The sequence below is a fragment of the Streptomyces antnestii genome (assembly GCF_004005495.1).
GTDB lineage: Bacteria > Actinomycetota > Actinomycetes > Streptomycetales > Streptomycetaceae > Streptomyces > Streptomyces antnestii.
The window spans coordinates 59,503-81,607 of record NZ_RZYA01000029.1; the positions used below are offsets into that span (position 1 = coordinate 59,503).

Consider the following 22,105-nt stretch of genomic DNA (forward strand, 5'->3'; position numbering starts at 1 on the left):
GTTCTGTGATCGCGCACCCCGCTCCAACTGCCCTTTCCTGTACACCTCCCACAGCACTCCCCGGGGCAGGAGGAGCCGCGCCGTGGACCCGGTGATCGTCGTCGGCGCCGGCCCCGTCGGGCTCACGCTCTCCCTCGCACTCGCCCGCCACGGCGTCCCCTCCGTCGTGCTCGACGAGGGCCCCGGCAAGGACGAACAGCGCCCCGCGCGGACGGTGATCCTCCGCGAGGACACCGCCGCCCTCGTCGAACGGCTCGCCCGGACGCCGTTCGACGCGACCGGCGCCCGCTGGACCGGCTGGCGCTCGCTGCGCCGCAAACAGGTGATGCGTGAGCTCACCTTCGGTGACCAGCTGCCGTCACCGCTGCACCTGGCCCAGCACGAGCTGACGGGCGCCCTGCGGCAGGCCGTCGACTCCGAACGCCTCGTCAAGGTCGCCGTCAACAGCCGCCTCGACTCGATCGAGCAGGAGAGCGCGGGACTGACCGCGCACACCCGCGGCCCGAAGGGCACCTGGTGGCGCGGCAGCTTCCTGGTGGGCTGCGACGGCCCGCGCTCCACGGTCCGCAAACTCCTCGACATCCGCTTCCCCGGGCGCACCGCCGTCGAACGGCACGCCGTCGCCGCGCTGCGCACGGAACTCCCGTGGCCCGGCGAGGCGTTGCTCCATCGGAGCCTTCCGTGGCGGACCTCGGGCCCGTCCGGCGGGGAGGTGGTCGGCCGCCCACTCGCCGACGGGGTCTGGCGCCTCGACTGGCTGCTGCCGCCCCGCAGCGAGCTGGTCACGCCCGACATCCTGGTGACCCGCATCAGGGAGACCCTGGCCGGCTGGTCCGGCGGCTCGACACCGCCGTACGAACTGCTCGACACGGGCGTCCACACCGTGCACCACCGCCTCGCTCGGAGGTGGCGGGCAGGCAGGGTCTTCCTCGCCGGTGACGCCGCGCACCTGCTCGGCGCGCTCGGCACCCAGAGCCTCGACGAGGGCCTGCGGGACGCGGACAACCTCGCCTGGAAACTGGCCGTCGCCTGGCACGAAGGGCCGCACGAGGCGCTCCTCGACAGCTATCAGACCGAGCGCCGCGCGGTCGTCGCCGGGCGGCTGCGCGCCGCCGACCAGGCGCTGCCGATACTGCGCGGCGGCAAAGGCCTGCGCTCCTACGTCGCGGGATCCACGCGCGGCCACGACGTGCTGCTCACGGACGGTCATCTGGGGCACGGGGCGCTGGGGGCCCCGGGCTCGTACGAGGACTCGCCCCTCGCTCCTGAGCCCGTCGAGGCCGAGGTCGGCGTGGGCACGGCGCCGGGCGCGCCCGTCCGGGACGTGCGGGTCACGGCCCCCGACGGATCCTTCGTCCGGCTGCGGGACCGGCTCGGCCTCGGACATCTGCTCGTCGTCCTGATCGCGCCCGGCACGGGTGTGTGGGAGCGGCGGCACTGGGTGAAGGCCGGGGTCATGCCCCGGCTCGCGGCCGCCGTCGCGGCCCTGCCGCACGAGGCGGAGCTGCTGGTCGCGGAGAGTTATCCCGGCGCCCCGGCACACTCCGTACTCCTTGTCCGGCCGGACGGGCACCTGGTCACGGCCCTCGGCGGGGTGCGTCCCGCCGAGCTGTACGCGGCCGCGCAGGCCGCCCTCGGAGGGCCCGCCGAGAGCGGCGCGAAGGCCGGGAGCGGCGCCAGAACCAGTTGACCGGCCCCCTCCGCCATGGTGTACTCCGGATCGTGACCGACACCGATGTGCGCCTGTGGCGGAGGGTCCATATGGACCTCGTCCGCTATGCGGGCTGCACGTGTCGCCCGTCCTGCTGAATTCGCCTCCTCCCCCTGCGCGCCCCCGTTCACCACGGCTGCCGGCGCGCTCTCCGCGAACCTTCAGGACGGTATCCGTGTCCGGCTCACCCACCCCTTCCCTCGTCACCGCCGCGCCCACGCAGCGTGACCTCCTCGACTTCGTACGCCGTACCGCCGAGGACCGTGAACTCATCGACTCGCTCCCGCTGGACCCCGAGGGCCGCACCTGGGTGCGGCTCGAAGGGCCCGGCGGCGGCGAGGCCTGGCTGATCGGCTGGCCGCCCGGCACGGGCACCGGCTGGCACGACCACGCCGAATCCGTCGGCGCCTTCCTCACGGCGTCGGGCGCACTCAAGGAGCACTCGCTCGCGGCCCGGCTGCCCGCCGACGGCTGGAAGACCCTGGAGCTGTCCGAGGACATCGACCGCGAACGGACGTTGGCTGCGGGCCAGGGCAGGGCCTTCGGCCGGCACCATGTGCACGAGGTCCTCAACGAGTCCACGAGCGAGCACGCGATCTCCGTACACGCCTACTACCCGCCGCTCCCGCAGATCCGCCGCTACAGCCGCACGGGCGCGGTGCTGCGCCTGGAGAACGTGGAACGTCCGGAGGACTGGCAGTGAGCAGTTTTGACGGTGAACGGCCTGTAAGCGACCGACCTCTAGGTGAACGGCCTGTGGGTGAACGGCCTGTCGATATCGATGAGTTGCTCGAACGGGTGCGCCTGGGCCTCGACCGGGTCGAGGCCCGGGCCGCGCACGCGGCTGTCAGCGAGGGCGACGCGCTGCTCGTCGACATCCGGTACGCGGCCCTGCGTGAGCGGGACGGGCTGATCCCCGGAGCACTCGTGGTCGAGCGCAACGAACTGGAGTGGCGGCTCGACCCGCAGGGCAGCCACCGCGCGGCCGAGGCCACGAGCCACGACCTGCGCGTGGTGGTCGTCTGCAACGAGGGCTACGCGTCGAGCCTCGCCGCCGCCTCCCTGCGGCAACTGGGGCTCCACCGGGCCACGGATCTGGTGGGCGGCTTCCAGGCGTGGAAGGCGGCGGGCCTGCCGGTGACGACGTAGTCGCTTACTCCTTGGCTCCTTTACTCCTTGGCCGTCGCGACCTCGACCGGCTTCGGCTTCAGGGCGACCCGGCCGGGCAGCGCGGTCGCGGTGAGCGCGAGGAGTCCGGCGGCGGCGACCACCCCTACGTAGACGAGGGGGGTGACGACGGGTGCGGCGGCGCCCGTCATGCCGACGCTGAACGCGGTCAGGACGGCCAGCGCGATCCCGCTGCCCAGGACGGTGCCGAGGAGCAGCACGGCCAGGGCCTCGGTGCGCAGCATCCCCAGGACCTGGCGGCGGGTGGCGCCCGCGAGCCGGAGCATCGCGAACTCCCGGATCCGTTCGGACACGGACATCGCGAGGGTGTTGACGACGGCGATCGCGGTGAACGCGAGGATCAGGCCCATCGCGAGGAGGTTGACCTCGGCGTTGTCCTGCTGCCGCCGGGCCTGGAGGCCGTCGGCCGCCGCGGGGGCGAGAACGCGCAGGCCCGGGAACTCACGGACGGTGCCGGCGAGTTGTTCCTGTGTACGGCTGGTCCTGACGAGTACGGAGGAGGCGAGCGGATTGTCGACGTGCCGGGCCACCAGGTCGTGGGCCATGGTCAGATCGCCGAAACCGAGACCCTTCGCGTAGACGGCCGCCACGGTGAGGGTGACCGGCGTGCCGTCCCCGAGGGTCAGCTTCAGGGTGCTTCCGGGCTTCAAGTGGAGCTGGTCCGCGGCGAGTTCACTGACCGCGACGCCGTCCCGGCGGAAGTTCTCCAGTGATCCGGCGGTGACGTCGGGGTCCCACGTACGGGTGAGGCCGGCGCGGGTGACTCCCTGAGCCGCGTACTTGTCGAGTCCCACGCGCACGGTGGTGCGGACGACCTCGGTCGCGACGGTGCCGTCGGCCTCGCGGAGCTTGCGGGCGGCTTCGCCGGGGACGCCGGGGCCCTGTGCGGCGACGATCCAGTCGGCGTGGATCCCTTCGCGCGCCTGGGCCCGTGCCGCGTCACCCAGGGTGGGCTGGGCGAAGAGGACGGTGCAGGTCATTCCGATGAGCAGGGTGAGGGGGGTGACGACGGCGGCCATCCGGGCGGCGTTGCCGCGCAGGTTGGCGGTGGCCAGCCTGCCGCCGGGACCGGCCAGGCGCAGCGGCCCGGCCAGGACGGCTGCGGCGGCCTTCACCAGCAGCGGACCGAGCAGGGCGACGGACGACGTGAGGACGACAACGGCCAGGAAGGTCACGGGAGTCGACGCGGGTTCGGTGCGCAGCACGCTCAGCACGGCGACGAGGACGGCACCGCCCGCGAGCAGGACGAGACCGGCGGCCACCCGTCCCCAGGCGGGCCGCGCCCGCTCGACCCTGGCCTCCGCGAGCGCTTCGGCCGGGCGGATACGGGCGATGCGGCGGGCGGAGATCCGGGCGGCTGCCCAGGCGCCGAACAGGGTGGCGCCGACCGCGGCGAACAACGGGAAGACGCTCACGGTCCGTTCGAGCGTCGGCGGCACCGCTCCGAGCGCCACGAAGCGCTGGTGGAGCCATGCCCCGAGCGGAAGCCCCGCGAGCGAACCGAGGACACCGGCAGCGGCGCCGACGATGAGCGCCTCACGTCCGAGGAGCTTGCGGATCTGCCCGGGCGTGGCGGCGATGGCGCGCAACAGGGCGAGTTCGCGGTGCCGCTGCTGGACGGAGAGCGCGAACGTGCCCACGACGACGAGAACGGCGACGAGGAGCGACGTGCCGCCCATCGCGCCACCCATGCTGACGAGTTTGACGCGGGCTCCCGCGGCGTCGAGGAATTCCACGGGGCCTCGGGCGTCGCCGGTGGTGACCTGCGCGGTCGTGCCGTCGAGGGCCTTGGCGACGGCCCGGCCGAGCGCGGCCGGCTCCTGCCCTCGGGCCGGGATGACGCCCAGGGCGGTGACCTGGCCGGCGTGGCCCGCGAGGCGGCGGGCCTCGGGGGCGGCGAAGAACAGCGAGGTCTGGTGGGTCACCGACGCGTGCCCGGTGGGCGCGGCGATGCCGGTGACGCGGTAGGTGCGCGGGGCCCGGGTGGACTGGACGGTGAGGCTGTCCCCGGGGGAGAGGTGAGCGCGGGCGGCCAGGTCCCGGTCCACGACGAGGTCATGCGGCCTCGCGGGCGCGGTGCCGGCCGTCAGGGCGAAGGGGGTCAGCGCGGCGGAGTCCCAGGCGTGCCCGTACGCGGGCTTGTCGGGGTCGACGGCTCCGGGCACCAACGGCTGGGCGAGGAAGGTCAGTTCCGGTACGACGCGCCCGACGCCCGGCACCTCGCGCAGGCGTCGCGCGGTGTCCTCCGGGAGCCAGGCCCGCTCGGCGATCGGCTTGGCCTTGTGCTTGACCTTGGTCTTGCCCTTCTTGTGCTTGACCGTGGTCCGGTGGACGTTCTGGTCGGCGGAGACGACGACGGGGGCGGCCGCGTAGCGCTCGGTGCGGATGGTGCCCCGCAGGCCGGTCTCCAGGAGCGTGCCGCAGGCCGTGATCAGGGCGGCCGCGCACATGAGCGCGAGAAAGGCACCGAGAAAGCCGCCCTTGCGGTCCCGGACGGTGTGCAGTGCGTAGCGCAGAAGCATCATGGCGTATCCGTCTCTGCCCGGCGGCCGGGGGCGATGTCGGGGGCGTTCTCGGGTGCGTCGCGGCGTGCGTCGTGGCGTGCGTCGTGGGGAGCGGGGAAGGCGAGCAGGCGGGTGAGGACCGTGCGCGTGCCGTCCGGGGTCTCGCTGTCGGGACGCTTGTAGCGGTTGAGGAGGGCGATGTACTCCTCGAAGAACGCGCGGAGTTCGGGCAGCGTCAGCCGGAGCGTGCCGCGCGAGTAGGGAAAGGCGTCGACCCACTCCCCGTCGTTCGCGTCCGTGCCCCTGCGCCTGTCCCTGTCCGCGTCGGCGCTCTCGCGCTGGAGCCGCTCGAAGAGTTCGAGGTCGGCGGCGTACGAGAGGTGGCTCAACTCGCCCATGACGAGCCGGGTTTCGGCACTCTGGCGGCTACGGGGCAGGAAGCGGCGGTCCCCCGGGACGACCCGCCACCACCGCTCACGCCGGGGCGGGCGCGGGGGCGTAAGTGGGGGCCTGTGCGGGGGCGCAGGCGGGGCCGGGGGCTCCTCGACGAATCCGTAGCGGGCCAGCTCACGCAGGTGGTAGCTGGTGGCGCCGGTGTTGAGACCGAGGGCGCGGGCCAGTGTCGCGGAGGTCGCGGGGCCGTGGAGGGTGAGGTGCTGGAGGATCTGCTGGCGCCGGGGCTGGGCCAGCGCCTTCAAAGCGCCGAGATCGGTCAGCTCCTGACGCCCGGCGGGAGCGGCGGAGCCGGGTTCCGGTGTCATGCGTACACAGTCGCCTGTGCACATACCTCTGTGCACTGCGGTGACCAGGCGTCATGGCACGGGGGTTAACCCCACCAACCCCGTTCAGGCGAGGGCGAGTTCGACGTCGGACCCCCGTACCGACGCCGCCCCCTCCCTCGTCCCCGTCCCCCGTCCCCGCCGCGCGGGCCCCCGCCCTTCCCGGGTCCCGGGACCCACACCCCGAAGCCCCGCCCTGCCCCTCCGTCCCCCAGCCCTACCCCTCAGCCATCAGCCCCAACGCCAGCCCTCGGCCCTCGGCCCTCAGCCCTCAGAAGTCCCCGTACCCGAGGTCCTCCGTCTCCTCGCCCTCTTGCTCCAGGGCCTGGCGGACCACCCTGAGCGCCATGCCCTCCGGATATCCCTTGCGGGCGAGCATGCCCGCGAGGCGGCGCAGCCGCTTGTCGCGGTCGAGGCCCCGCGTGGAGCGGAGCTTGCGGGCCACGAGCTCGCGGGCGGTCTCCTCCTCCTGCTCGGAGTCGAGCTGCCCGACGGCCTCGTCGATCACCGCCGAGTCCACCCCCTTGGTCCGCAGCTCGCGGGCGAGTGCGCGCCGGGCCAGTCCCCGGCCGTGGTGCCGCGACTCCACCCACGCGTCCGCGAAGGCGCCGTCGTTGATGAGGCCGACCTCCTCGAAGCGGGACAGCACTTCCTCCGCCACCTCATCGGGGATGTCCCGCTTCGCCAGTGCGTCGGCTAGCTGCTTCCGTGTGCGCGGCTGTCCCGTGAGCAGGCGCAGGCAGATGCCCCGCGCCCGCTCCGCCGGATCCGCCGGCGGCTCCCCCTTCTCGGCCCTCGTCGAAGAAGGGGGGCCGTCGTCCTCCTGGCCTCCGGCCGTCTCACCGAAGCCGCCGCGCCGCCGGCGCCCCCGGCCGCGCCCACTGCCCCGGCTGCCGCCACCGCTGCGTGGACCGCCACCGTCACGTGGCCCGTCCCCGCCATACGGCTCCCCGTGCCCGCCGGGGTCACCGGTGACCCCGTCGCCCTGGTCCGGCGGGGAGGTGGGGTAGGCGTGATCGGCCCAGTCGGTTCGTCGCGTCACGGACTAGCTCTTGGCCGCCGCGGCCTTGGACTTGGTGGCCTTGCCCGCGGGCGCGGGAACCGTCTTGGCCGCGTCGTCAGCAGGGGCGGCACCCGCCGCGTCGGCACCGGGCTCGGCCGTGGGGGCCTCCGGCTTCACACCGACGCCCAGCTTCTCCTTGATCTTCTTCTCGATCTCGTTGGCCAGGTCGGGGTTGTCCTTCAGGAAGTTGCGCGCGTTCTCCTTGCCCTGGCCGAGCTGGTCGCCCTCGTACGTGTACCAGGCGCCGGCCTTGCGCACGAAGCCGTGCTCCACGCCCATGTCGATCAGGCCGCCCTCGCGGCTGATGCCCTGGCCGTAGAGGATGTCGAACTCGGCCTGCTTGAAGGGCGGCGCGACCTTGTTCTTGACGACCTTCACGCGCGTACGGTTGCCGACCGCGTCGGTGCCGTCCTTCAGCGTCTCGATACGGCGGATGTCGAGCCGCACCGAGGCGTAGAACTTCAGGGCCCGGCCACCGGTCGTCGTCTCCGGGGAGCCGAACATCACGCCGATCTTCTCGCGCAGCTGGTTGATGAAGATCGCGGTGGTCTTCGACTGGTTGAGCGCGCTGGTGATCTTCCGGAGCGCCTGGCTCATCAGACGGGCCTGCAGACCCACGTGCGAGTCACCCATCTCGCCCTCGATCTCCGCGCGCGGCACCAGGGCGGCGACGGAGTCGATGACGATCAGGTCGAGGGCGCCGGAGCGGACCAGCATGTCGACGATCTCGAGCGCCTGCTCACCGTTGTCCGGCTGGGACAGGATGAGGTTGTCGATGTCGACGCCGAGCTTTCGCGCGTACTCCGGGTCGAGGGCGTGCTCGGCGTCCACGAACGCCACGGCGCCGCCGGCCCGCTGCGCATTGGCCACGGCGTGCAGCGTCAGGGTCGTCTTACCGGAGGACTCCGGCCCGTACACCTCCACCACACGGCCACGCGGCAGGCCGCCGACGCCGAGGGCCACGTCGAGCGCGGTCGACCCGGTGGGGATGACCTCGATGGGCTCATTCGGCCGCTCGCCCATGCGCATCACTGCGCCCTTGCCGAATTGCCGTTCAATCTGTGCGAGCGCGGCGTCGAGCGCCTTCTCGCGGTCAGTTCCTGCCATGGGTTCCACCCGATTTGCTTGAGTCGATCGCTTCACGTCAAAGACGCTAACGCCTGCCACTGACAATCGGCCTCGACGCCCGTCCGCCTGTGGATAACTCGAGGCTCACAGGCCTGCCACTCTCGCCGAAATCCCCGGAATCACTGGGGAGAGAGCCGCCGGACACTCCATAAGAATGGATGTTCGATTTTAGTGTCAAGCGCACCACGCGGCACCTCGCACCCCGCGTCCGGACCCGTGTCGGCCGACGGCTACTCCCCGCGTCGTACGAGCGCCGCCTCCGGCCGGAGGACGACGGAACACCCCGCGCCCGCGAGCCTTGTCCCATGCCGAACCAGAGCTCCCGCCCGGAAATCCTGCGGAGCACCCGCCCCTCCGAGCGCCTCTGCTACGCCACCGGCGCCGTTCTCACGCTGTCCGGGCTCGTCCACCTGCTGGTCTTCGCGGTGGACGGAGGACCCTGGGACGGGCCTGTCTCCTGGCGCAAGCCGGTCACCTTCGGCGTCTCCTTCGGCCTGACGCTGATCGCGCTGACCTGGGTGACGTCGTACCTGCGGATCGGTGGCCGCACCAGGAGCGTCCTGCTCGTCGTGTTCGCCGCCGACTGCGTCCTGGAAGTGGGCGGGATCACCCTCCAGGCGTGGCGGCGGGTGCCGTCGCATCTCAACATGGAGTCCGGCTTCGACACCGCGGTGTCGATGTCCCTCGCCGTGGGCGGCGGAATCCTGGTGGTCGTGCTCTCGGTGTTCGCCGTCGCCTCGTTCCGCCGCCGGCCGTCGGGGCCCACGGGCATGCCGCTCGCGCTGCGGGCCGGATTCGCGATCCTGATCGTCGCGCTGGCCTCGGGCGCCGCGATGATCGCGCGCGGGGTGATCCTCACGAAGACCGGTCACCAGGAAGCGGCCTATCACTCGACGGCGCCGCTCAAGCCGCTGCACGGTGTCAGCCTGCACGCCGTGCTCGTCCTGCCCGCGCTGGCCTGGCTGATGTCCCGTACGGCCTGGAGCGGGGGGACGAGGATCTCGGTGATGCGCGCAGCGGTCGCCTGCTACGCGGCCGCCGTCGTCGCCGCCGGAATCTGGGCGGCGATCACTTACTGAGAGCCGCCCCGCGCATCGCTCGCGCCCTCTTCCTGCGCCGGCACCGCCTCGCCCGGGGGTTCGTCCTGCCCCCGCAGGGCCGCCCGTACACGGGCGAGAGGCGAGCTGCCGGCTCTGCGGCGGTGGCCGTGCACCCGCGGGTCGTCCGTGACGTCGTAGCGCTTCACGTAGGCCCCGAGGAAGGCCTGCAGCGTCGCCACGGCGGGGATCGCGATGAGGGCGCCGACCGCCCCGAGGAGCGCCGTGCCCACGATGACGGATCCGAAGGCGACGGCGGGGTGGATGTCCACGGTCTTCGCGGTCAGCTTGGGCTGGAGCATGTAGTTCTCGAACTGCTGGTAGACCACGACGAAGACCAGCACCCACAGCGCGTACCAGGGGTCGACCGTGAAGGCGATCAGCATCGGCAGGGCGCCGGCCAGATACGTGCCGATGGTCGGGATGAACTGGGACACCAGACCCACCCAGACGGCGAGCACGGGCGCGTAGGGCACGCCGAGCGCCTGGAGCAGGACGTAGTGCGCGATGCCGGAGATCAGCGCCATCAGACCGCGCGAGTAGAGATAGCCGCCGGTCTTGTCGACCGCGATCTCCCAGGCGCGCAGCACCTCGGCCTGCTTGGCGGGCGGCAGCACCGAGCACAGCGCGCGCCGGAGCCGGGGGCCGTCGGCGGCGAAGTAGAACGAGAACAGCAATATCGTCAGCAGCTGGAACAGGCCTCCCAGGACCTGCCCCGACACGTCCAGGACGCCGCCGGCGCTGTTCTGCACGTACTTCTGGAGCCAGTCCGAGTGCAGCAGGCTGTCCTGGACCGCGACCCTGCTCAGGTCCGTGTGGAACGTCTGGTTGATCCCGTTGATCACCGAGTCGAGATAGTCGGGAAAGTCCTCGACCATGCTGACGATCTGGCCCGCGAGCATCGAGCTGAGCAGGACCACGAAACCCAGTGCGGCGATCATGACACCCAGGAAGACGATCCCGGTGGCCGCGCCCCGGCGCATGCCCCGCCCGGCCATCCAGCTGACGGCCGGCTCCACGGCGAGCGCCAGGAAGAACGCGATCAGTACGTTGATCAGCAGTCCGGTGAGCTGGTGGAACGCCCAGCTGCCCAGCTGGAAGCAGGCGACGAGGGCGAGCGCGAGCACCATGGCGCGCGGCAGCCAGCGCGGCATCCGCGCACGGGCCGTCGCGGCCGCCCCGCCTCCCGGGGGCGGCGTCGGGCCGGGCGGGGAGGCGTCGGCTGTCGCCTGCAAGGTCTCGTCTGTCGGTGCCACGGAGCAAGTCTCGCCCACGCCACCGACAACGGGTCGCCGCCCCCGTTCGTCCGAGCTGGTCAACGGTTCTCGGACGGCACGTCCGCCGTGGCGCACACCGCCCGCCAGACGTCCTTCGCCTCCCAGCCGGCGTCGAGTGCCTCGTGCACCGTGCGCCCGCCGAGTTCCGTCATCACATGATCACGCGCGAACGAGTCGGCGTAGCCAGGACCGAAGTGATCCGCCATCCGCTGCCAGAAAACCGTCAACCGCATGACACCAGTATCCAGCCCCTGAGAGTGCAGCCCGGCACGGAAGACCCCTCGAGAACGCTTTCCGTCCTACGGTCGGTACATGGCCGAAAACGGAGCATCCCCACTCCCCCAGCCCACCTCGGCGCCCTCCCCGCTCTCCCGTGCCGAGCAGTTCGTCTGGCTGACCGCGCGCGTGCTGGAGCAGCGCCGCTTCGCCTACCACTTCCTGGGCGCGGGCCGGTCGGGGGCGAACGCCGTCGAGACCGCCCTCGCCGCCTACCTCAACGAGGACGAGGGGTACGGTCACGCCCTCGAGCCCGATCTGCGCGGCCCGGTCAGCCAGCCCCTGCACACCGGGCACGCGCTGCGCGTCCTCGACTCGATCGGCCGCTGCGGCGGTCAGCGGGTGGAGCGCGTGTGCCGCTATCTGACCTCCGTGTCGACCGCCGAGGGCGCCCTGCCGGCGGTCCATCCCAGCCAGCGCGGCTACCCCTGCGCGCCGTTCGTCCCGGTCGTGGACGACCCGCCGGGCGAGCTGCTCGCGACGGGTCCCGTGGTCGGCCTGCTGCACCGCAACCAGGTGTGGCACGCGTGGCTCTTCCGCGCGACCGACTTCTGCTGGGCCGCCGTCGAGTCGCTGGAGAAGTCCCACCCCTACGAGATCGAGGCCGCCGTGGCCTTCCTGGACGGTGCGCCCGACCGCCCGCGCGCGGAGGCGGCGGCCGACCGGCTCGGCCGGCTCGTGCGCGAGCAGCGTCTCGCGCTGCTCGATCCGGAGCGGCCGGAGGAGTACCCCGTGGCGCCCGGGTACGCGCCGGGTGAGCACCATCTCCCGCACGACTACGCGAAGACGCCGGAGTCGGTGGCACGCGCGTGGTTCACGGACGAGGAGATGGCGCGCTCTCTGGACTTCCTCGCGAGCGACCAGCAGGACGACGGCGGGTGGCCGGTCCGCTGGCGCCAGTGGGCCCCCGGCGTCGCTCTCGAGGCGCGCCCGATGGTGACGATCGAGGCGCTGCGGACACTGCGGGCGTACGGGCGGCCCATCTCCTGACGGCCCTCCGCGCGGGGGCTGACTCGCACGGGGGCGGGCTCGCGCAGGGGCGGGCCCTCAGAGTGCGCTGTCGGCGTCCCTGAGGAGCAGCGCGGCGATCGCGAGGGCCGTGCCGCGGGGTGCCGACAGGTCGATGCCCGTCTGCTCGCCGATGCGGGCGAGCCGGTTGTCGACCGTGTTGGGGTGCAGTCCGAGCGCGGCGGCGGTCGCCCTGCGGTCCTGCTGGTGCGCGAGATGCGTCCGCAGGGTCTCCAGGAGTTCGGGCCGGTCGGCGACCGGGTCCAGGAGGGCCGCTATCCGGTGGCTCGTCTCGCTGTGCCGGGACAGGTGGTACTCCAGGAGCACGTCGTCGAGGCGGTGCAGTCCGGCCGGGATGCCGCACGCGCGCGTGATCCGCAGGATCTCGGTGGCGGTGCGCGCCGCCTCGGTCACTTCTCCGGGGCCTGCCGCCTGCACGGCGGCGACCCGCACCTGACAGCCGCTCGCCTTGGCGAGGTGGCGGGGCAGGTCGTCCGGCGGCCGGCAGTCCAGGGGCACGATCACCCGCCCTCCGTCGGACTCCAGGAGCGCGAGCACCTCCACCCCGAAGGTGTGGTCCAGGGCGGTCTGCACCCGGCGCAGCCTGCGGCGCACGGCGACCGCCCCCTCGCCGGGGTCCGCGCCGGGGTCCGCTTCGATGCCGAGGGCGAGCACGAGCGCGGGCCCTTCCAGGCGGAGCTGGTCGAGGAGGACGTGGCCGGGCGGGACCATCCCGTCGAGCAGACCGCGCACCAGGGAGCGGACCTGGGCCCGCCGCTCGGCTTCAAGCGCCGACCGCTCGTCGAGGTACGTCTCGGTGACGGCCCCGACGATCCCCGGCTGCCAGCTCAGCAGGACGTCGACGAGCTCGACGAGCGCTCCTTCCTCGCCGGGGACCGCGACGTCGCGCAGGGCCTGCCACAGGACGTACAGGCCGTGCGCGTGGGTGCGCAGGAGGAGATGCAGCGGCATGCCCTCCTCGGCCCGCTGCGCGGCCCGCTCACGGAACAGCCGGTGGCTGCCTGATGGCGCGGGGTCCGGCTCGCCGACGCTGCGCAGGAAGAGCCGTACGCCGTGCCGGGCGGTCGCGGCGATCTCCAAGTCCTTGACGTCGTCCGGGAGTTCCGCGTACCCGGGAAGTTCCTCGAACTCCTCGCGGGCCATGCGGCGGGCGAGCTCGTTGACTCTCGGTTCGCAGCGCGCCGCAAGGGAGCGGGCCTCGGGTGACAGGGCCACGGGTCCTCCACTCCTCCTTGGACATGGACGGGGGCACTGCGTTGGTGACACGTCGTTTGTGACGCGTCACATTACCCACGGCCGGGACGTGTGACGTGAGGCGGTGTCCGATCTCACACCGGGGGACGAAACTCGTGGCCGGTGGCCATCGACCGCACCGCACACGAGGAGCCCTGAACATGACCGAGCACAAAGAGCGGGACCGTGACGAGCACACCGGGGACACCGATCGCATGACGTACGCCGACTACGTCGACCGGGTCTGGCAGGGCACGGCGACGCTGATGCCCCATCTGACAGGCGCCTACTCCGGGGACGAACTGGTGCGGCTGCGTGACCGCGTGGGCTTCCTTCCCGCGTTCGCCAACGTGGCGGCGTTCGACACGGGGGACGGCGTCGTCCTCGTCGACTCGGGCGACTTCCGGACGGCGGAGCGGCTGCACAGGGCCGTCGCCGGCTTCGGCGCGGGGCCGGTGCGCTCCGTGGTCTACACACACGGTCATGTGGACCACGTCTTCGGAGTGGCGCCCTTCGACCGCGAGGCCGACGAGAGCGGTGCTCCGCGTCCCGAAGTGATCGCCCATGAGGCCGTCGCCGCGCGGTTCGACCGCTACATCAGGACGGCTGGTCACAACTCCTGGATCAATCGCAGGCAGTTCGGAGTGCCCTCCCTGGAGTGGCCCACCACGTACCGCTATCCGGACGTCGTCTACAGGGAGCGGCACACCGTGCGGCGCGGCGAGCTGACGTTCGAGCTCGTGCACGCGCGCGGGGAGACCGACGACCACACCTATGTGTGGATCCCCGAGCTGAAGACGCTGTGCACCGGTGACCTGTTCATCTGGAACGCGCCGAACGCGGGCAACCCCCAGAAGGTGCAGCGCTATCCCGAGGACTGGGCCCGTGCCCTGCGGGCGATGCAGGAGCTCGGCGCCGAACTCCTCCTGCCCGGTCACGGCGTCCCCATCGTGGGCTCCGACCGCGTGCACCAGGCTCTCGACGACACCGCACGTCTCCTGGAGACGCTGTGCGAGCAGACCAGGGCGCTGATGAACGCGGGCCACCGCCTCGACGCCGTCATCCATGGGGTGAAGGTCCCCGAGGACCTGCTGGCGAAGCCGTACCTCCACCCGGCCTACGACGAGCCGGAGTTCGTCGTACGCAACCTGTGGCGCCTGTGGGGCGGCTGGTACGACCAGAACCCCGCGCACCTCAAGCCGGCCCCGGAGGCGGATCTCGCGGCCGAGTTCGCCCGTGCCGCGGGCGGGGCGGAGGCGCTCGCGCTGCGTGCCTCCGAGCTGCTGGCCGCCGGCGAGCTGCGCCTCGCCTCGCATCTGGCGGAGACGGCGGCCCTCGCGGCGCCCGCCGATCCGACGGTGGCACGCGTGCGTGCCGACGTGTTCAGGCGACGGGCCCACGAGGAGACGTCGCTCATGGCGCGCGGCATCTTCGACTGGGCCGCCGCCGAGTCGGCGGCCGTGGCGGCCGGCACGGACCTGGAGACGGAACTGACGCGTTCCCCGGAGGGACGCAGGCGAGCCGCGGGGGCCATCGGCGTCGGCGTGATCGACGACGAGGACGGCTGCTGCTGACGAACGGGGCTCGGCGCCCACGTGGATGCTGCCCGCCTTCATGCCTCACGCGCGCGTGAGGCATGAAGGCGATGGCGCTCATCCCGTGAGGGCGCGCAGCCCCGCCGTGACCACGACGGCCGCCGCGACGACGACGAGGAACGGCGCGCGCAGCATCAGCGCGACCGCCGCAGCCGCGAGCCCGGCCGCCTTCGCGTCGAGAACGAGCATGCGCCCGTCGGCGAACGTCTGCTGGGCCGTGAGCGCCGCCAGCAGGGCCACCGGGAGCAGCGCGGCCAGCCGCCGGACGACGGGCCGCTCCAGGACACCGGCGGGCACGAGCAGGCCGATGAGCTTGACCGCGTAACAGCCGACTGCGGTCGCTCCGACCGCGATCCAGATGTTCATCGGTCCTCTCCTTGCCGGCCGTCGGCCTTCTGTGTGTCCGGTCGTGGGTTCTCTCCGGTCCCTCTGCGTGCCGCCCGACGCCCCTCTACGTAGAGCACGGCCGGCGCGGCGAGCGCGGCCGCCAGGACGGGGACCCCGGCCGGCAGGACGGGCAGCAGTCCGAGGCCGAGAAGTACGGCGATACCGGCCACGGCACGCTCCGTGGACGTCCGCAGCATCGGCGCGAGCAGCGCGAGGAAGACGGCGGGTCCGGCCGCGTCGAGGCCCCAGGCGTCGGTGTCGCCGATGGCCTGCGCGCCGAGCGCCCCCAGCAGGGTCGTGAGGTTCCACAGCACGTAGAGGGTGAGCCCGGTGACGGTGAAGCCGATACGGGCACTGCGGCGCGTGGGCTGGGCGAGCGAGACGGCCGCGGTCTCGTCGATGACCCAGTGCGCGGCGAAGGGGCGCACCACGCGCGGGAGGGCGAGCAGCTGCGACAGGCGTAGCCCGTAGAAGGCGTTGCGCACGCCGAGGAAGAAGGCGCCGGCCGCCGCGGTGAGCGGGTTGCCGCCGGCTGCGATGGCACCCACGAGGGCGAACTGCGAGGCGCCGGTGAAGACGAGCAGGCTGAGCGCACAGGTCTGGAGCACGCTGAGGCCGCTGCCGGCCGAGGTCACGCCGAAGGCGAACCCGGAGAGGCCGACGGCGATGCCGACGCCCAGCGCGTCCCGGACGACAGCGGAGTCGGGCTTCTCGGCCTGCCCGGCCTCAGTCCGTCCGGCCCCGGGCCCTGCGGTCTCGCGCTCCGGCGGTGACCCGGCGCGTATCACTGCGGATGATGTCTGTTCTGCCACGCCGTCGACGGTACGAGGGGCGGCACCGCCTGGTCTTGTACGTTCTTGCGCTCCCGCTGGTAGGCGCCCGGCGGGACGCCGACGATCCGGGTGAAGTGCCGGTTCAGGTGCGGCTGGTCCGTGAACCCAACCGTCACGGCGGCGTCGGCCGGTGCCGTGCCGCCGTCGAGGAGACGTCGGGCGGCGCGCACGCGCGCGTCGGTGAGCCAGGTGTGGGGCGGCATGCCGTAGGCGTCTCTGAAGGCGCGCAGCAGGGCGAACGGGCTGGTCCCGAGTTCGGTGGCCAGGGCCTCCAGGGACGGCGGTTCGGCCATGCGCTCGACGAGGACGGCACGCGCGCGTGCCGCGATCGTGGCGCCCGCGGACCGGCCGGGGCGCGCGGTCATGGGCTGCCCGTGCTCCCGCAGCAGCCGGGCGACCACGACGCGCAGCAGGCTGTCGGCGGCGAGCGCGTTGCCTTCCTCCGCCGCGCGGTGCACCTCGCGGATGAGGTGGGCGGCGTGCGGGTCGGTGACGATCGGCTCGGCGAAGGCGGCGGTCCCGCGGACCGAGGTGGTCTCGCCCGCGATCTCGGCTATGACGCCGGCCGACGGGTAGAGCGTGTGGTACGCCCAGCCGTCGGGGCCCCCCGCCCGGGCCGTGTGCGCCACCTCGGGATTGATCATGACGACGGTGCCGGGGCCCGCGTGCACCGTGCCGGTCGGCAGGCCCACGTCCTCGATCCCGCTGGTGACCGCGCCGAAGACGTAGCCGTCGTGGCTGTGGCGGGGGAACGTGTGGCGGACGTAGCGCGCCCGCAGCAGGTCGAGGCCGGGCAGGTGTTCGTAGCGCCAGTGCCTGGCCCATTCCTTCGTTCCCGCTCCCGCCATGGCTCCCATTCTGCGTCACGGCCGCCCGCGCCCGCCCACCGCCGGCTCCGGGCGGACGGCGTTTGCGCAGGTCCGGGGCTTTGTCAGTGGGGAGGTGCACGATGGGTGCATGGTCAGGTCCGCACGCAGCCCGCTCGACGGCTTCTCCCCCGCGACCCGCGGTTGGTTCACGGGGGCCTTCTCCGCGCCCACGGCCGCGCAGGCCGGGGCGTGGCAGGCCATCGGCGAGGGTTCGGACGTGCTGGTCGTCGCGCCGACGGGTTCCGGCAAGACCCTGGCCGCGTTCCTGGCGGCCCTGGACCAGCTGGCGTCGACGCCGCCGCCCGCGGACCCGAAGAAGCGCTGCCGCGTCCTGTACGTCTCGCCCCTGAAGGCCCTCGCGGTCGACGTGGAGCGCAATCTGCGCAGCCCGCTCACGGGCATCCGGCAGGAGTCGGTGCGCCTCGGTCTGCCCGAGCCCGAGGTGAAGGTCGGCATCCGCTCCGGGGACACGCCCCCGGCCGAGCGCCGGGCCCTGACGACCCGGCCGCCGGACATTCTGATCACGACACCCGAGTCGCTGTTCCTGATGCTCACGTCCGCCGCGCGGGACGCGCTCACGGGCATCGAGACGGTGATCCTCGACGAGGTGCACGCGGTCGCGGGCACGAAGCGCGGCGCCCATCTAGCGCTGTCTTTGGAGCGGCTCGACGAGCTGCTGCCCCGGCCCGCGCGCCGGATCGGCCTGTCGGCGACGGTCCGTCCCGTCGACGAGGTGGCGCGCTTCCTGTCGCCGCAGCGCAAGGTGGAGATCGTCCAGCCGCGCTCAGGCAAGGAGTTCGACCTCTCGGTGGTCGTCCCCGTGGAGGACCTGGGCGAGCTCGGCGGATCGCCGGTCGCCGACTCCGACCAGGGCGCGGAGCGGCCGTCCATCTGGCCGCACGTCGAGGAGCGCATCGCCGACCTGGTCCAGTCGCACCGCTCGACGATCGTCTTCGCCAACTCCCGCCGCCTCGCCGAGCGCCTGTGCAACCGGCTGAACGAGATCGCGTACGAGCGGGCGACGGGCGAGGTGATGCCCGAGGACCACGCGCCGGCCGAGCTGATGGGTGGCTCGGGCGCGGCGAACGGGGCGCCCGCGGTGATCGCCCGCGCGCACCACGGATCGGTCTCCAAGGAGCAGCGCGCCCTCGTCGAGGAGGACCTCAAGGCGGGCCGGCTGCCCGCGGTGGTCGCCACGTCGAGCCTCGAGCTGGGCATCGACATGGGCGCGGTGGACCTGGTCGTCCAGGTGGAGTCCCCGCCCTCCGTGGCCTCCGGCCTCCAGCGTGTGGGGCGCGCGGGCCACCAGGTGGGCGCGGTCTCCACCGGCGTCGTCTTCCCGAAGTACCGGGGCGACCTCGTCCAGTCGGCGGTGGTCACCGAGCGGATGCGGACCGGCTCCATCGAGTCCCTGCGCGTCCCCGCCAACCCGCTGGACGTGCTGGCCCAGCAGTTGGTCGCGATCACGGCGCTCGACACGTGGCAGGTCGACGACCTGCTCGCGCTGGTCCGCCGCGCGGCGCCCTTCGCGTCGCTCCCGGAGTCCGCGTTCACCGGCGTCCTCGACATGCTCGCCGGCCGCTATCCCTCCGACGCCTTCGCCGAGCTGCGCCCGCGCGTGGTGTGGGACCGCGTCGCCGGCACGGTCACGGGACGCCCGGGGGCCCAGCGCCTGGCCGTCACCTCCGGGGGCACGATCCCGGACCGCGGCCTCTTCGGGGTGTTCCTCGCCGGCGCCGACCCCAAGAAGGGCGGCGGCCGCGTGGGCGAGCTCGACGAGGAGATGGTCTACGAGTCCCGTGTGGGCGACGTCTTCACCCTCGGTACGAGTTCCTGGCGCATCGAGGACATCACGCGCGACCGCGTGCTGGTCTCCCCCGCGCCCGGCGTCCCGGGCAGGCTCCCGTTCTGGAAGGGCGACCAGCTGGGCCGGCCGCTCGAACTGGGGCGCGCGGTGGGCGCGTTCCTGCGCGAGGTCGGCTCACTGTCCGACGACGACGCCCGGCTGCGCCTCCTCGAGGCGGGACTCGACGCCTGGGCCGCCGACAATGTGCTGTCCTACCTGGCCGAGCAGCGCGAGGCCTGCGGCCACATCCCGGACGACCGCACGATCGTGGTCGAGCGGTTCCGTGACGAGCTCGGTGACTGGCGGGTCGTCGTGCACTCCCCCTTCGGCGCACAGGTGCACGCTCCGTGGGCGCTCGCCCTCGGCGCCAGGCTCGGCGAGAAGTACGGCATGGACGCCCAGGTCATGCACGCCGACGACGGCATCGTGCTGCGCCTGCCCGACGCCGACCTGATGGGACTCGACCTCCTCGACCAGGACCCCGCAAGGCCGGGCACGGAGTATGACGCCGACCAGGCCCCCTTGGGAGCGGCGGACGTCGCCTTCGACAAGGGCGACGTCGACCAGATCGTCACCGACCAGGTCGGCGGCTCGGCCCTGTTCGCGGCCCGCTTCCGCGAGTGCGCGGCCCGCGCGCTGCTGCTGCCGCGCCGCAACCCCGGCAAGCGCACGCCCCTGTGGCAGCAGCGCCAGCGCGCCTCCCAACTCCTCCAGGTGGCGAGCGAGTTCGGCTCGTTCCCGATCGTCCTCGAAGCGGTGCGGGAGTGCCTCCAGGACGTCTTCGACGTACCCGGCCTCACGGAGCTGATGGGGGACATCGAGTCCCGCAAGGTCCGTCTCGTCGAGGTCACCACCCCGGAGGCGTCCCCGTTCGCCCGCTCGCTTCTGTTCGGCTACGTCGCCCAGTTCCTGTACGAGGGCGACTCCCCGCTCGCCGAGCGGCGCGCCGCGGCCCTCTCGCTGGACTCTCGTCTGCTCGCCGAGCTGCTCGGCCAGGCGGAGCTGCGCGAGCTGCTCGACGCCGACGTGCTCACCGAACTGGAGCAGGAACTCCAGTGGCGCACCGAGGACCGCCGCATCAAGGACGTGGAGGGCGTCGCCGACCTGTTGCGCGTCCTCGGGCCGCTCACCGGCGCCGAGTTGGCGGAGCGGGGCGCCCGGCCGGGGTGGGCCGAGGACCTGGCGTCCGCCCGCCGCGCCATCCGGGTCCGTATCGCCGGGGCCGACCACTGGGCCGCGATCGAGGACGCGGGCCGACTGCGGGACGCGCTCGGCACCGCACTCCCGGTGGGCGTACCCGAAGCCTTCATGGAGCTCGTCAAGGACCCCCTGGGCGACCTGCTCGCCCGGTACGCGCGCACGCACGGCCCCTTCACGTCGGCCGCCGCGGCCGCCCGCTTCGGTCTGGGCGCGGCGGTCACGGACGGCGCGCTGCAGCGCCTCGCGGCGAACGGGCGGGTCGTACAAGGGGAGTTCCACCCGGCGGGCATCGGTCAGGAGTGGTGTGACGCGACGGTGCTCCGGCGGCTGCGGCGCCGTTCGCTCGCGGCGCTGCGACACGAGCTGGAGCCGGTGCCGCCCGCCGCCCTCGCCCAGTTCCTGCCCCAGTGGCAGCACCTGGGCGGGCACGGGCTGCGGGGCGTGGACGGACTGGTGCGCGCGGTGGAGCAGTTGCAGGGCGCGTCCGTCCCTGCCTCCGCCCTGGAGAAGCTGGTCCTGCCGTCCCGCGTCTCGGGCTACACCCCGGCGATGCTCGACGAACTCACCGCGGCGGGCGAGATCGTGTGGGCGGGCGCGGGCTCCCTGCCCGGCAAGGACGGCTGGGTCTCCCTCTATCTGGCCGACGCGGCGCCCCTGTTGCTCCCGCCGGCCCATCCCCTGGAGCTGACGGCCCTGCACCAGTCGGTCCTGGACACCCTCTCCGGAGGCTACGGTCTGTTCTTCCGCCAGATCGCCGACCAGGTCCGCGCGACGACCCACCCGGACGCGACCGATCCCCAACTGGCGGACACGCTCTGGGATCTGGCCTGGTCCGGACGGCTCACGAACGACACGCTCGCGCCCATGCGCGCGCTCCTCGGGTCGGGCCGCACCGCGGGTTCCACGGCTCACCGGGCGCGCCGCTCGATCCCCCGCGGCCGCTACGGGGGCCTCACCGCCGCCGCGCGGACCGCCTCGCGCTCGGGCCCGCCCACCGTCGCCGGCCGCTGGTCGCTGCTGCCGGCCGTCGACCCCGACCCGACGGTGCGCGCCCACGCCCTGGCCCGCACGCTCCTCGACCGGCACGGCGTCGTGACCCGGGGCGCCGTCGCAGCGGAGGGCGTGGAGGGCGGCTTCTCCGCGGTGTACCGCGTCCTGTCGGCCTTCGAGGAGAGCGGCCAGGCCCGGCGCGGATACGTCGTCGAAGGCCTGGGGGCGGCCCAGTTCGCGATGGACGGCGCGGTGGACCGCCTGCGCGCCGCGGCGAACGCCCGCGACCGCGGTGACACCCCACCCGACCCGTACGCAGCCGCACCGACGGGCGCCGCCCCCGACTCCACGTGGCCGCCGCACCTGTCCGCCCCGTCGGCCTCCGGTGACCCGTCCTGGTCCGCGACCACCGGCCCGTACGCGGTCCCGGACTTCCCCCCGGACTTCACGGAACAGGACGCATGGCCCACGCCGAGTCGTTCCAGTTCCGGTTCCGGTTCCGGCCGCGCTCCCCGGCGCAGAGGCATGTCCAGAGCCCTCGTCCTCGCCGCCGCCGACCCGGCGAACGCGTACGGGGCTGCCCTGCCCTGGCCCGACTCCCCCACCGGCGCCGGCCACAAGCCCGGCCGCAAAGCGGGCTCCCTGGTCGTGCTCGTCGACGGCGAGCTGACCCTGTACATGGAGCGCGGCGGCAAGACGCTGCTGGCCTGGACCGCGTCCGACGGCGACGCGGGAGCGCTCTCCGCTGCCGACCTGGCCGAGGACGCCCGCCTTCCCGCGGCGGCACAGGCCCTGGCCGACGCCGCGAGATCGGGCTCCCTCGGCACGATCACCGTGGAGCGGGTGAACGGAACCGCGGCGCTGACCTCCCCGTTCTCCTCCTTGCTGGAATCGGCCGGCTTCCACGCGACCCCCCGCGGCCTGCGCCTACGGGCATAACCCCGACGACCCGAAACCGCTAGCCCCCCACGCGCGCAGGCCCGCACCTCCCACCGGAACGGGCACGGCCACCCCACTCGCACAGGCCCGCGCCGACCCCGTACCGCCCACCGAAACGGGTACGAGGCCTGCACCGACCCCGTACCGCCCACCGGCACAGC

18 protein-coding genes are annotated in these 22,105 nt (G+C 73.1%); 8 read left to right on the plus strand and 10 right to left on the minus strand.

What is annotated here, in order from left to right; translation table 11 throughout:
- Positions 1-82 precede the first annotated feature (82 nt).
- The 4 genes from EOT10_RS37500 (at position 83) to EOT10_RS37510 (ending at position 2,860) form a co-directional block, all read left to right on the plus strand.
- On the plus strand, positions 83-1,690 hold the full coding sequence (locus EOT10_RS37500; protein ID WP_127832870.1) for an FAD-dependent monooxygenase: 1,608 nt from the start codon (positions 83-85) through the stop codon (positions 1,688-1,690).
- 47 nt (positions 1,691-1,737) lie between these two features.
- On the plus strand, positions 1,738-1,809 hold the full coding sequence (locus EOT10_RS42950) for a putative leader peptide (RefSeq protein WP_317453359.1): 72 nt from the start codon (positions 1,738-1,740) through the stop codon (positions 1,807-1,809).
- Positions 1,810-1,886: 77 nt separating this feature from the next.
- Positions 1,887-2,414 carry a cupin domain-containing protein gene (locus EOT10_RS37505; protein ID WP_127832871.1) on the plus strand — a complete coding sequence of 176 codons (528 nt, stop codon included), beginning with the start codon at positions 1,887-1,889 and terminating at the stop codon, positions 2,412-2,414.
- A 53-nt stretch (positions 2,415-2,467) separates the two neighbouring features.
- Positions 2,468-2,860 (plus strand): rhodanese-like domain-containing protein, encoded by a 393-nt coding sequence (locus EOT10_RS37510; protein WP_127832872.1) that lies wholly within the window; start codon positions 2,468-2,470, stop codon positions 2,858-2,860.
- Between the two features lie 20 nt (positions 2,861-2,880).
- Here EOT10_RS37510 and EOT10_RS37515 read toward each other — a convergent pair whose 3' ends face one another.
- From EOT10_RS37515 to recA, 4 genes are all read right to left on the minus strand, one after another.
- The gene (locus EOT10_RS37515; RefSeq protein WP_127832898.1) at positions 2,881-5,421 is read right to left on the minus strand and encodes an FtsX-like permease family protein; all 2,541 of its coding nucleotides are present in this window, start codon (positions 5,419-5,421) and stop codon (positions 2,881-2,883) included.
- Positions 5,421-6,164, minus strand: a complete 744-nt coding sequence (locus EOT10_RS37520) for an ArsR/SmtB family transcription factor (RefSeq protein WP_127832873.1) — start codon at positions 6,162-6,164, stop codon at positions 5,421-5,423. The genes EOT10_RS37515 and EOT10_RS37520 overlap by 1 nt, the downstream gene beginning before the upstream one ends.
- Before the next feature lie 289 nt (positions 6,165-6,453).
- Entirely contained in the window at positions 6,454-7,224 is a 771-nt protein-coding gene (gene recX / locus EOT10_RS37530; RefSeq protein ID WP_127832874.1) for a recombination regulator RecX, read from the minus strand.
- Positions 7,225-7,227: 3 nt separating this feature from the next.
- Positions 7,228-8,352: a recombinase RecA gene (recA, locus tag EOT10_RS37535; RefSeq protein WP_127832875.1), complete on the minus strand. Its 1,125-nt coding sequence runs from the start codon at positions 8,350-8,352 to the stop codon at positions 7,228-7,230.
- Positions 8,353-8,678: 326 nt separating this feature from the next.
- Here recA and EOT10_RS37540 point away from each other — a divergent pair, with 326 nt between their 5' ends.
- Positions 8,679-9,452: a hypothetical protein gene (locus EOT10_RS37540; RefSeq protein WP_127832876.1), complete on the plus strand. Its 774-nt coding sequence runs from the start codon at positions 8,679-8,681 to the stop codon at positions 9,450-9,452.
- Here EOT10_RS37540 and EOT10_RS37545 read toward each other — a convergent pair.
- Positions 9,446-10,726, minus strand: a complete 1,281-nt coding sequence (locus EOT10_RS37545) for an AI-2E family transporter (protein ID WP_223281437.1) — start codon at positions 10,724-10,726, stop codon at positions 9,446-9,448. The two genes, EOT10_RS37540 and EOT10_RS37545, sit on opposite strands and share 7 nt — an antisense overlap.
- A 59-nt stretch (positions 10,727-10,785) precedes the next feature.
- Complete coding sequence (locus EOT10_RS37550; RefSeq protein ID WP_127832877.1) at positions 10,786-10,980, minus strand: DUF3046 domain-containing protein; 195 nt, start codon at positions 10,978-10,980, stop codon at positions 10,786-10,788.
- A gap of 79 nt (positions 10,981-11,059) precedes the next feature.
- Here EOT10_RS37550 and EOT10_RS37555 point away from each other — a divergent pair, with 79 nt between their 5' ends.
- A complete protein-coding gene (locus EOT10_RS37555; RefSeq protein WP_127832878.1) occupies positions 11,060-12,013 on the plus strand; it encodes a hypothetical protein in 954 nt (317 codons plus the stop codon).
- 57 nt (positions 12,014-12,070) lie between these two features.
- Here EOT10_RS37555 and EOT10_RS37560 read toward each other — a convergent pair whose 3' ends face one another.
- A complete protein-coding gene (locus EOT10_RS37560; RefSeq protein ID WP_127832879.1) occupies positions 12,071-13,267 on the minus strand; it encodes a PucR family transcriptional regulator in 1,197 nt (398 codons plus the stop codon).
- Between the two features lie 179 nt (positions 13,268-13,446).
- Here EOT10_RS37560 and EOT10_RS37565 point away from each other — a divergent pair, with 179 nt between their 5' ends.
- Positions 13,447-14,859, plus strand: a complete 1,413-nt coding sequence (locus EOT10_RS37565; protein WP_223281438.1) for an alkyl sulfatase dimerization domain-containing protein — start codon at positions 13,447-13,449, stop codon at positions 14,857-14,859.
- Between the two features lie 78 nt (positions 14,860-14,937).
- Here EOT10_RS37565 and EOT10_RS37570 read toward each other — a convergent pair whose 3' ends face one another.
- From EOT10_RS37570 to EOT10_RS37580, 3 genes are read right to left on the minus strand one after another with little or no spacing between them, the layout of a single operon-like run.
- Positions 14,938-15,246 (minus strand): AzlD domain-containing protein, encoded by a 309-nt coding sequence (locus EOT10_RS37570; protein ID WP_127832880.1) that lies wholly within the window; start codon positions 15,244-15,246, stop codon positions 14,938-14,940.
- Positions 15,243-16,079: an AzlC family ABC transporter permease gene (locus EOT10_RS37575; protein WP_127832881.1), complete on the minus strand. Its 837-nt coding sequence runs from the start codon at positions 16,077-16,079 to the stop codon at positions 15,243-15,245. The genes EOT10_RS37570 and EOT10_RS37575 overlap by 4 nt, the downstream gene beginning before the upstream one ends.
- A complete protein-coding gene (locus EOT10_RS37580; RefSeq protein ID WP_127832882.1) occupies positions 16,052-16,948 on the minus strand; it encodes an AraC family transcriptional regulator in 897 nt (298 codons plus the stop codon). Before EOT10_RS37580 ends, EOT10_RS37575 begins: the two co-directional genes overlap by 28 nt.
- A 109-nt stretch (positions 16,949-17,057) precedes the next feature.
- Between EOT10_RS37580 and EOT10_RS37585 the strand changes: the two genes are divergently transcribed.
- On the plus strand, positions 17,058-21,944 hold the full coding sequence (locus EOT10_RS37585; protein ID WP_127832883.1) for an ATP-dependent helicase: 4,887 nt from the start codon (positions 17,058-17,060) through the stop codon (positions 21,942-21,944).
- The last annotated feature ends 161 nt before the right edge of the window (positions 21,945-22,105 follow it).

Coding starts and splice junctions, on each gene's coding strand:
- EOT10_RS37515 (WP_127832898.1), bottom strand. CDS start 5,421: ATGCTTCTGCGCTACGCACTGCACACCGTCCGGGACCGCAAGGGCGGC.
- EOT10_RS37520 (WP_127832873.1), bottom strand. CDS start 6,164: ATGACACCGGAACCCGGCTCCGCCGCTCCCGCCGGGCGTCAGGAGCTG.
- recA (WP_127832875.1), bottom strand. CDS start 8,352: ATGGCAGGAACTGACCGCGAGAAGGCGCTCGACGCCGCGCTCGCACAG.
- EOT10_RS37540 (WP_127832876.1), top strand. CDS start 8,679: ATGCCGAACCAGAGCTCCCGCCCGGAAATCCTGCGGAGCACCCGCCCC.
- EOT10_RS37550 (WP_127832877.1), bottom strand. CDS start 10,980: ATGCGGTTGACGGTTTTCTGGCAGCGGATGGCGGATCACTTCGGTCCT.
- EOT10_RS37555 (WP_127832878.1), top strand. CDS start 11,060: ATGGCCGAAAACGGAGCATCCCCACTCCCCCAGCCCACCTCGGCGCCC.
- EOT10_RS37565 (WP_223281438.1), top strand. CDS start 13,447: ATGACCGAGCACAAAGAGCGGGACCGTGACGAGCACACCGGGGACACC.
- EOT10_RS37570 (WP_127832880.1), bottom strand. CDS start 15,246: ATGAACATCTGGATCGCGGTCGGAGCGACCGCAGTCGGCTGTTACGCG.
- EOT10_RS37580 (WP_127832882.1), bottom strand. CDS start 16,948: ATGGCGGGAGCGGGAACGAAGGAATGGGCCAGGCACTGGCGCTACGAA.
- EOT10_RS37585 (WP_127832883.1), top strand. CDS start 17,058: ATGGTCAGGTCCGCACGCAGCCCGCTCGACGGCTTCTCCCCCGCGACC.